This is a genomic window from Coprothermobacter platensis DSM 11748, from assembly GCF_000378005.1.
GTDB classification, from domain to species: domain Bacteria; phylum Coprothermobacterota; class Coprothermobacteria; order Coprothermobacterales; family Coprothermobacteraceae; genus Coprothermobacter; species Coprothermobacter platensis.
On sequence record NZ_KB899040.1, the window covers coordinates 598,926 to 607,919 of the forward strand.

The following is an 8,994-nucleotide window of genomic DNA, read 5'->3' on the forward strand; positions in this document are numbered from 1 at the left end:
GGATGAAAGTAGTATACGAAAGACCTAAAACACTTGAAAAGGTTGTCAACCATTATTGTCCAGGTTGTCACCACGGCATTCTGCATGCCTTAATTGCAGAAGTACTCGACGAGATGAATCTGGCTGATAAAGCTGTTGCAGTAGCACCTGTAGGGTGTGCTGTTTTGGCTTACAACTATCTTGACATTGATTGGATAGAGGCTCCTCATGGTCGTGCTGTAGCTATAGCTACTGGTATAAAACTGGCTCATCCAGATTTATTAGTTTTTACTTACCAAGGTGATGGTGATGCTGCTTCTATAGGTCTAGCGGAAACTATGTACGGAGCCATCAGAGGTATGAATGTTACAACCTTTATGTACAACAACGCCATTTATGGAATGACCGGTGGTCAAATGGCTCCTACGACGCTCATTGGGATGAAAACAACAACGTCACCTTACGGGCGAGATCCAAAGCGAGAAGGTTATCCAGTAAAAATGGCAGAGACGATCGCTCTTCAAGGTGGAACGGCTTTTTCCGCCCGTAGTTCACTATATAATCCTCGTGCCATCACGGACACCAAAAAATATATTAGGCACGCATTCGAGCTCCAAATGGCAAAGGCAGGTTACACTTTCTTGGAGGTTGTTGGAACATGCCCCACCAACTGGGGAATGACACCCGTAGAAGCGTCGGAGTTCGCTAAGAACGAACTTGCCAAGTTCTATCAGCTTGGTGTGTTGAAGGACGTGGAAGGGAGTGAGCAGAAATGACGAAGAATGTCGTCATTGCCGGTTTTGGCGGCCAAGGCGTTATGCTTATGGGTCAGATTTTAGCATTAGCAGCTACGGAAAAAAACCTTAATGCAACATGGCTTCCGTCCTACGGTCCAGAACAGCGAGGCGGAACAGCAAACTGCACCACTGTTATTTCTGATGAAGAAATAGGTTCTCCTGTGGTTGATACACCACAGATAGCTGTTATCATGAATAACCCCTCAATGGAGAAGTTCGAAAAGATGGTTGAACCAAAAGGAACAGTCCTTCTGAATAGTACGCTGATCACCATTGAACCAAAGCGTTCAGATGTAACTTATTTGAGAGTTCCTGCCAACGAACTGGCAGAACAATCGGGGTCACAAAAAGCAGCAAATATGGTTATGCTTGGCGTAATGGGGTGGCTTTGGAAAGATACATTTACTATAGAAGAATTGGAAAGTGCAATGGTTCATAAAGTGGGAGATAAACGGCCTCAATTGGTGGAAATTAACAAGAAAGCAATTGAACTTGGGTATGAATTTGCAAAGAACATTGTTTAAAGGCAATTTTCTGCAAGTAGACATTGTTAATGAGAAATATGAAGTTGTTAGGCGCCCGCATGCAGTGGGCGCCTTAATATACTGGACAGAATGTGATAAACTCGTATTTGTTAAACATTACCGTCCGGCCATTGATAAAATCATATTGGAGATTGTAGCCGGTCTTGTGGAACATGATGAAGACCCATCCCAAGCGGTGAGACGTGAGATTGATGAAGAGGTTGGTCTCAGCGTAGAAAATCTGACATCTTTAGGGTCTTTTTATCCTACACCAGGCTATAGTGATGAAGTAACACATCTGTTTTATGCAGAATGCAGTGGCTCTGAACTGAATATGAATGATCCGAGTGAAAATTTGGAACCCGTTTCGCTTAAAATTGAAGATGTATGGACAACTGTGTTAATGGACATGAAGACATCGTTAGCGCTCTGCTTGAGCAAAGAGAAACACTTACTCAAGCATTTCGGAAATGGCTCGTTTTAAGGAAGCAGGCCTCACAAAAGACTGTTCTTGCTTACAGTAAGGATGTTGAAGATTTTTTTCTCTTTGTAAATGAGTTCCACTCGATTGATTTAGAACAGTTTAGGCAGTTTCTTTTCGACAAGGGGTTATCCCAGGCTACCATTGCCAGAAAACTTTCTGGAACATCTTCTTTTTTCGTTTTCCTGCGCAGACGCGGATTTCCCATGGATAACAGCAAACCAAAGGTCAAGATCCCTCAGAAGATAATAGATGTACCCAAGTGGAAAGAGATGGATGTGGAAATTGAAAGCATAAAAGATGTCCAGATCAGGCTTGCGCTTAGACTAATGCTTCATTGTGGGCTTAGAGCTTCTGAAGTTCTCAACCTTAGATGGACCGATATATCGGGTGATTATATGCTCATTAGAGGCAAAGGTGGTAAAGAGCGTATGCTCCCACTTTCCGAGGCTCTGAAGCTGGATCTGTCAGGAATGCAGCAGAAAAGTACGTACGTGTTTTGTAATAAAAACGGAAAGCAGCGCTCCAGAACATGGTTATGGAGAAAAACAAAAACATATTTGGGTACGCATCCACACATTCTGAGGCACGCATTTGCCACGGAACTTACTAACTATGCTGACATCAGAGTAGTACAGGAATCATTGGGCCATAGTGATATCACTACGACTCAACGTTATACGCACGTGTATAAAGATGCTTTGAAAATCTTAGTGGAAGAAAAAGGTCTATTAGGAGGCGACGGTAAGGATGAGATTTGATAGAGTATTTTGGGTAGTTATCGATAGTTTTGGTGTTGGAGCTGAGCCTGATTGCGAAGAATACGATGATATTCCATCGCTTAATACAGCTCTTCATGTCATAGGAGACCGGCCCGTTCCGGATTTCTTATGGAACCACGGTCTGGGCTATTTGGTTAATGGTACTCCTCTGAGTGTTCCTGCAACTGTGGCTAAACTACAAGAACTCTCCAAGGGCAAAGATTCCACAACGGGACATTGGGAAATGGCTGGGTTGGTTCTGACTACACCTTTTCCTACATACCCTAACGGTTTTCCGCCGGAAATCATGGAGGAATTTGAACGTCGTATCGGAAGGAAGACATTAGGTAATTTCCCTGCGTCTGGTACAGAAATCATCAAACAGTTGGGTGAAGAGCATGTTCGGACAGGTTACCCTATTGTATATACATCTGCCGATTCTGTGTTTCAAATTGCTGCTCACGAAGATGTAATTCCTGTAGAAGAGTTGTATCATATGTGCCAAATTGCTCGTGACCTTCTTACAGGAGATCATGCAGTAGCCCGTGTTATTGCCAGACCTTTTGCTGGTAAAGTTGGAGAATTTTACAGAACGCCGAGAAGGCATGATTTTTCTTTGCCACCTTTAGGGCACACTGTTTTAGACGAACTCGTGGAAAAGAATATTCCTGTGTGCGCAGTTGGGAAAATTCACGATCTCTTTGCAGGCAGAGGCATGACAGAAAGCATTCACACGGAAAGTGACGCTGATGGTTTGAAGGTTTTAAAAGAGCTTTCTACTTCAAAGAAAAGCGGATTAATCTATGCAAACTTGGTAGATTCTGATATGGTCTATGGCCATAGACGTAACGTACAGGGATACTATGAAAACATAATGATGATAGATCAAGGCCTTAAAGAACTCTATCAAGGCTTGACCAACAATGATCTGCTTATTGTGACAGCTGACCACGGGAATGATCCTACATACTCAAAGCATACAGATCATACCCGTGAGTATGTTCCGTTTTTAGCTATTTCTCCGCGTTTTACAGAAAGCAATGTATTAGGAACCATCCCCGGTTATGTGCATGAAGGCCAAACAGTCATTGATGCGTTGGGCGTTTCTACAAATAGGAGCTGGGGCAAGAATCTCTTGAAGGAGGGTTAGTTCGTGGACATAAAAGATATGGTATTTGAAACTAAATCATTCTTAGAGAAAAAAATCGGCAGTATTGATGCTGCAATTATCATAGGCTCCGGGTTAGGTAATTTAGTACAAAAGATGAATGTAGAGGAAGAAATTCCTTATAAGGACATTCCACACTTTCCTAAGAGTACAGTCAAAGGGCATGCTGGAGAGATTATTGTTGGGCATATTGGCACAAATAAAGTGCTCGCATTTAACGGACGTTTCCATTATTATGAAGGATACAGCCTGAGTGAGGTTACTTACCCTGTAAGGGTAGCAAAACTGCTTGGCGCAAAGCTGCTTATCGTCACGAACGCAGCCGGTGGGTTAAATCCAAAGTTCCATGTAGGAGATCTCATGCTCATAAATGATCACATCAATTTTATGGGTGTTAACCCACTCATCGGACCAAATATTGAAGAATGGGGTCCTCGATTTGTAGATTTATATCATGTTTACAGTGATGAATACATGGAAAAACTTAGGAAAATTGCTGTGGAAAAAGGAGTGAATTTGCGAGAGGGTGTATATCTTGCCGTAGCCGGTCCTACATACGAAACGCATGCTGAATTGAAGATGATGCAGGGGTTCGGTGCAGATGCTGTAGGCATGAGTACAGTGCCCGAGTGCATTGTTGCGGCTCACATGGGCCTTCCAGTGCTGGGGGTGTCTGTCATTACAGACCTTGCACTTCCATATATTGTTCAAGAAATAACGCATGAAATGGTTCTGCAGGCTGCTGAAACAGCCAGCAATACATTGAGTGAACTAATTTGGCAATTACTCGAAGAGGTGAGTTTGTAATGTTACCACAGGAATTTATCAGAGTAAAACGTGACGGTCAAAAACACGACAGAGAGTCCATGCATGAGTTCCTTTCGAACTACTTAAGTGGCAAAGTGGCTGATTACCAAGTTTCGGCTTGGCTTATGGCGTCTTTTCTTAAAGGCTTAGATGATGAGGAGACCTATTGGCTCACAGATGAAATTGTGGAAAGTGGCGAGAAGCTCGATCTCAGCGATGTAGATGGTATCAAAGTAGATAAGCACTCTTCCGGTGGAGTTGGGGACAAAATTTCCCTTGCGTTGGTTCCTTTGCTAGCATCTGCAGGCTTAGTTGTCTCAAAAATGAGCGGACGAGGACTTGGGCACACCGGAGGCACTATTGACAAATTGGAATCTATACCTGGATTGAGGACGGAGTTTTCCACGGAGGAGTTTAAAGACTTGCTCCGAAAGGTGGGAGCCGCTATAGTGGCACAATCTGACGCACTGGCGCCACTTGATAAGAAGCTATATAGTCTCAGAGATGTTACTGCCACGGTGGAAGCACTGCCGCTCATTGCATCTAGCATTATGTCAAAGAAAATCGCTGTAAACAGCGACCTGGTTAGCTTAGATGTGAAATTGGGCAATGGCGCATTTATAACGAATCTTGAAGATGCTAAAGAACTTTGTAGGATAATGCTGAGCTTAGGGAAACAATTCGGACGTCGTGTTGAAATTCATGTTACCGACATGAACGAACCGTTAGGCTATGCTGTAGGCAACTCGCTGGAAGTTATTGAGGCTATGGATTTCTTGAAAGGGAAGGTGAACAATCGCTTTAGTGCTCTTGTGAAGCAGCTTTATGTGGACACGCTTAACAGTGTAAACCTGCCTGTTCCCGATTTTGACAAGCTCATAGCTTCTGGTAAACCCATACAAAAGTTTGCAGAAATGGTTCAAGCTCAGGGAGGAAATCCAAAGGTCATTGACGATTATTCCATACTTCCGCTCTCGAAAAACATCTTCGAACTTAAAGCAGACAAGAGCGGTTACTTAGATTACAACAATACTGTCGAAGTCGGTATGGCCATAGTGGAACTTGGAGGGGGAAGGACGCGAAAGGAAGATGCCATTGACCATGGCGTGGGAATAAAGTTCTTTGTCGAAGGCGGCGATAAGGTAGAGAAAGGGCAGGTAATAGCACACATTTACTACAATGACCAGCATTCTTTAGATAATGCTTTGAACAGGCTATCACATTCTTTTACTATAAAGGAAACTGAAAGCGCTCAAAGACCACTCATTTGGTGGAGCACGAATTCCAAAGAATAATGGTTATCGTTGTACATAAGGGCGTTGACTTGGACGCTTTCGGATCGGCCTTGGGATTAAGCAGTGTATTTGGGGCTAAAGTTTTCTTGCCGGAGCCGAAGAACCGCAATGTTGCCGAACTCGTAAAAGGAGTTGAAGAGTACTTGACTTCTGAAGTCGACGAAACAGTTATTTTTTGCGATACCGATAGTGTAGGCAACTGGAAAGCAGAATACATTTTCGACCACCATGGTACTGTTTTTGGCGCGAATAGTAGTGCTGTAACATTGTGGCTGAATCAGTGCGGGTATCTAATGCGTATTCCTGATAATATAAGGTGTTTGCTTCTTTCTGGTATTTATGAGGATACTGGTTTCCTCCGTTACGACTCGACAAAACCCTTGGATTTAGAGAGTGTGAAGCTGCTAAGGCAGCTTCACAGCAATCTTGTGGGTATGGATGTCCACATTAGCCCGCCTTTAAGTGAAGCGCATTTTTCTGCGATATATAAGATCATCGAACGTCAGGAACAAATAGGCATACTGGGTAACACCATTAGTTTATCTTATGTCTACGAAAAGGAAACAAATGGAGAAATATCCTCCATAGTTCAGCTATTGCAGGCAACTCAAGAAATAGATGCTTATGTTTTGCTCGTAGGCGGTAAGAATCGTGTTCTAGGCATATGTCGTGCCCGGGAAAACGTTCCTTTGTGGGATTTATTAGCGTCTCTAAATCCTGTAGGGCACCGATATGCGTTCATTTTTAGAAGCAGAGGTAATGTGGAAGCACTGTTTTCCACATTGCCAGAACTCATTAGAGAAGAAGTGCTTAAGTATACCCTAGTGAGTGATATCACACTTTCAAAAGTAACACTTATTGAGCCTTTACCAGTGGCATCTGCTCTTCAGTTTTGTAGGCAATATGGTTTATCGGTTGTATGCCTTCGTTCTGATCATACATTCTTCTACATTACTCGTCAAGATTTAGAACGTCTAAACAGATTGGGGTACGGAGAACGGGATGTTTTATCGTTTAGTGAGCCTTTCCCGTGTTTCAAACAAGATGAGGACTTAAGCACTGCTTATCCATTTTTGAAACGACGTATGCCGTTGCTAGTAGAAAAGGAAGACGGTTTTTACATTGCCACCACAGATGATCTCATAAGGCAAGGCGTTTTGCAGTTTTATGAAAATCCCAGCGAAGTGCTTAAGGTTGGAGAACAAGTTTACAATCAGATTGGACCTCTCCTTAGCAAGCTTACAGAAAAAGGTGTAAAAGTTTATTTAGTAGGAGGAGCCATTAGAGATTACCTTCTGGGAAAAGAGCCAGACGATATTGATCTATCCTTCGAGGGTGATGTAGAAGCCGTTTACAACGTGTTGTGTTCTATGGGCATCTCTTGTCAGCTTATACCGAAAACGTTTTCCGTAAAAGGTGTATTAAATGGAACCAAGCTTGAATTTACCAGAGCCAGGAAAGATTATTATGAAAAACCTGGTATATTGAGCGAGGTAGCAACTTCGGACATAATTGAAGATTTAGAGCGCAGGGACTTTACGATAAATGCCATTGCCCTTCAATTAAACCCTGGAGTGAGCATGCTCGATCCGTTCCAGGGACTGAGTGATTTGAAGAGAAGAACTATAAAGCTGATCAAACGATGGTCCATATTGGAAGATCCGTCGCGAGCATTTCGAGCTATAAACTATAAAAACAAGTTGAACTTTACATTGGCTCCGGAACTCGAGGAAGAGTTGCGGAACGTGAATGTAAAGGGCAGACCGGCACCTCGAGTTCTCATGGAGTTCCGTGATTTGATGCGTTCCTCTCAGGTTTTCCAGAACATTAAAGATATTGTTCGTTTTGATTTGATGCGCTTTTTTGGCGAATCTTTCTTGTTCGATGACATTTTGGAACAAGGACTTAGCCTGTTAGAAAAAAGAGCGCTCCAGGAGAACATGGATGTTAGAACACTGTCAGAATATGCAATGGCTCTAATTGGATTAGGCTTTCGTAATATGGATGAGCGCAAACGTTTTTTTAAACAATTAGGAAGCTCAAATCGCTTTAATAAACTTGCTGAGGAACTACTTCAAAGGCTCAGATAGAATAACAATTAAGAGAAATCAACATTTTCGGAGGTGACATTGTCTTGTCTGAAAATATCGTAGTAAGTGGAATTAGACCTACCGGCGTTCCCCATTTGGGAAATATAAGGGGTGCACTTCAACAGTGGGTAAATCTTCAAGATAATCATAATTGTTTTTATTTTGTTGCCGATTGGCATGCACTGTTTGGTTTAGAAGAACGCAGCCGCGAAATCGCCGAAAATACAAAAAAAGCTGTTGCAACTTTGCTCGCTATCGGGTTGGATCCTGATAAAAGCACCATTTTCATTCAATCGCATGTACCTGCGCACTTAACACTGTTTACCATATTCTCTGCAATAACCCCAGTGGGATGGCTTGAGCGAAATCCCACCCTTAAAGACATGGTTAGAGCAGACCAGCCGTTACCTTACGGCTTATTGGGATACCCTGTTTTGCAAGCAGCCGATATCCTACTATATAAAGGAACTATGGTTCCTGTAGGTAAAGATCAACAACCCCATTTAGAAATCACAAGAGAAATTGCACGTCGCTTCAACAATTTGTTTGGAACGGATTGCTTTCCAGAGCCACAGGCTGTACTAAATGAATCCCCTGTTTTGCCCGGCACTGATGGAAGAAAAATGAGCAAATCATACAATAACGTTATTAGCATAGAGGACGATAAGGACACAATTGTAAATAAAGTAAAACAAATGATAACGGACCCAGAAAAAATAAGAAAAACAGACCCTGGCCATCCGGACATATGTACTGTTTTTCAACTTGAGAAACCTTTTGTTGATGGTACATATTCGGCAGATATATACCAGCGTTGCACAGAAGGACGTATCGGCTGTGTTGAACATAAAAACATGTTGGCTGAGATCATATGGGATTACTTAAGGCCTAAACAAGAGAAATATTTCTATTATTTAGAACATGAAGAACAACTTAAGAAGATAGTTGACTACGGTGACAAGAGGGCACAAGAAGTTGCTCAAAAAACCATAGAAGAAGTGATGGATATCATCGGTCTATGAAGATAGCGATAGATGGTTTAGCAGGGAGTGGCAAGACCACTGCAGGGAAGCGTTTAGCTAATGATATAGG

The 8,994-nt window shown here is 42.5% G+C and carries 9 protein-coding genes; all 9 read left to right on the plus strand.

Features of this window, described 5'->3' with window-relative positions:
* Positions 1 to 2 precede the first annotated feature (2 nt).
* From D890_RS0103295 to trpS, 9 genes are read left to right on the plus strand one after another with little or no spacing between them, the layout of a single operon-like run.
* Complete coding sequence (locus D890_RS0103295; protein ID WP_018963111.1) at positions 3 to 755, plus strand: thiamine pyrophosphate-dependent enzyme; 753 nt, start codon at positions 3 to 5, stop codon at positions 753 to 755.
* Positions 752 to 1,300, plus strand: coding sequence for a 2-oxoacid:ferredoxin oxidoreductase subunit gamma family protein (locus D890_RS0103300; protein WP_018963112.1), 549 nt, complete (start codon positions 752 to 754; stop codon positions 1,298 to 1,300). Before D890_RS0103295 ends, D890_RS0103300 begins: the two co-directional genes overlap by 4 nt.
* A complete protein-coding gene (locus D890_RS0103305) occupies positions 1,275 to 1,784 on the plus strand; it encodes an NUDIX hydrolase (RefSeq protein WP_018963113.1) in 510 nt (169 codons plus the stop codon). The genes D890_RS0103300 and D890_RS0103305 overlap by 26 nt, the downstream gene beginning before the upstream one ends.
* Positions 1,688 to 2,542 (plus strand): tyrosine-type recombinase/integrase, encoded by an 855-nt coding sequence (locus D890_RS07840; RefSeq protein WP_083916927.1) that lies wholly within the window; start codon positions 1,688 to 1,690, stop codon positions 2,540 to 2,542. The genes D890_RS0103305 and D890_RS07840 overlap by 97 nt, the downstream gene beginning before the upstream one ends.
* Complete coding sequence (locus tag D890_RS0103315; protein WP_018963115.1) at positions 2,532 to 3,692, plus strand: phosphopentomutase; 1,161 nt, start codon at positions 2,532 to 2,534, stop codon at positions 3,690 to 3,692. The genes D890_RS07840 and D890_RS0103315 overlap by 11 nt, the downstream gene beginning before the upstream one ends.
* A gap of 3 nt (positions 3,693 to 3,695) precedes the next feature.
* Positions 3,696 to 4,517: a purine-nucleoside phosphorylase gene (locus D890_RS0103320; protein ID WP_018963116.1), complete on the plus strand. Its 822-nt coding sequence runs from the start codon at positions 3,696 to 3,698 to the stop codon at positions 4,515 to 4,517.
* Entirely contained in the window at positions 4,517 to 5,812 is a 1,296-nt protein-coding gene (locus D890_RS0103325; protein ID WP_018963117.1) for a thymidine phosphorylase, read from the plus strand. The genes D890_RS0103320 and D890_RS0103325 overlap by 1 nt, the downstream gene beginning before the upstream one ends.
* Positions 5,788 to 7,902: a polya polymerase gene (locus D890_RS0103330; RefSeq protein WP_245533132.1), complete on the plus strand. Its 2,115-nt coding sequence runs from the start codon at positions 5,788 to 5,790 to the stop codon at positions 7,900 to 7,902. Before D890_RS0103325 ends, D890_RS0103330 begins: the two co-directional genes overlap by 25 nt.
* Before the next feature lie 44 nt (positions 7,903 to 7,946).
* Positions 7,947 to 8,924, plus strand: coding sequence for a tryptophan--tRNA ligase (gene trpS, locus D890_RS0103335; protein ID WP_018963119.1), 978 nt, complete (start codon positions 7,947 to 7,949; stop codon positions 8,922 to 8,924).
* Positions 8,925 to 8,994: the final 70 nt, after the last annotated feature.